Annotated in this window: 1 protein-coding gene; it reads right to left on the reverse strand. The window is 67.4% G+C overall.

Going from position 1 to position 1,091, the window contains the following annotated elements; all coding sequences use genetic code 11:
* The coding region (locus tag ACFZB9_RS36940) for a beta-ketoacyl reductase (protein WP_391454554.1) at positions 1–1,091 on the reverse strand (1,091 nt) is incomplete at both ends.

Consider the following 1,091-nt stretch of genomic DNA (forward strand, 5'->3'; position numbering starts at 1 on the left):
CAGTTCGGTGAGGAGGTGGGTGGCGAGGTCTTCGGGTGTGGGGTGGTCGAAGATGAGGGTGGCGGTGAGTTGGAGTCCGGTGGCGGTGTTGAGGGTGTTGCGGAGTTCGATGGCGGCGAGGGAGTCGAAGCCGTGTTCGCGGAAGGTTCGTTTGGGGTCGATGGTGTGGGGGTTGGTGTGGCCGAGGACGGTGGCGGTGTGGGTGCGGATGAGTTCGAGGAGGGTGCGGTGTTGGTCGGTGGGGGTGAGGGGGTGGAGTTGTTGGGTGAGGGTGTGGTTGGTGGTGGTGTGGTTGGTGGTGGCTCGGGGGAGTGGGGTGCGGGTGAGGTTGTGGAGGAGGTGGGGGAGGGTGTGGTTGTTGGCTTGGGTTTGGAGGGTGTGGGGGTTGAGTTGGAGGGGGGCGAGGTTGGGGGTGTGGAGGGTGAGGGTGGTGTCGAAGAGGGTGAGTCCTTGGTGTTCGGTGAGGGGTTGGACGCCGGCGCGGGTCATGCGGTTGAGGTCGATGTCGGTGAGTTGGGCGGTCATGCCGTTGGTGTCGGTCCAGGCGCCCCAGGCGAGGCTGGTGGCGGGGAGGCCGTGGTGGTGGCGGTGGTGGGCGAGGGCGTCGAGGTAGGTGTTGGCGGCGGCGTAGTTGGCTTGGCCGGCGGCGCCGAGGAGGCCGGCGGCGGAGGAGAAGAGGATGAAGTGGGTGAGGGGGTGGTTTTTGGTGTGGTGGTGGAGGTTGGTGGCGGCGTCGATTTTGGGTTGGAGGACGGTGTGGAGTTGGTGGGGGGTGAGGTTGGTGGTGAGGGCGTCGTCGAGGGTGCCGGCGGTGTGGATGACGGTGGTGAGGGGGTGGTCGGGGTGGATGTGGGTGAGGAGGTGTTGGATTTCTTGGGGGTTGGTGGTGTCGCAGGCGGTGAGGGTGATGTGTGCGCCGGCGTTGGTGAGTTCGGTGGTGAGTTGGGTGGCGCCGGGGGCGTTGGGTCCGCGTCGGCTGGTGAGGATGAGGTGGCGGATGCCGTGGTGGTGGACGAGGTGGCGGGCGATGAGGGAGCCGAGCATGCCGGTGGCGCCGGTGATGAGTGCGGTGCCGGACCGGTCCAGCGGCT

It is taken from the genome of Kitasatospora sp. NPDC008050 (assembly GCF_042957465.1).
In the GTDB taxonomy this organism is placed as follows: Bacteria; Actinomycetota; Actinomycetes; order Streptomycetales; family Streptomycetaceae; genus Kitasatospora.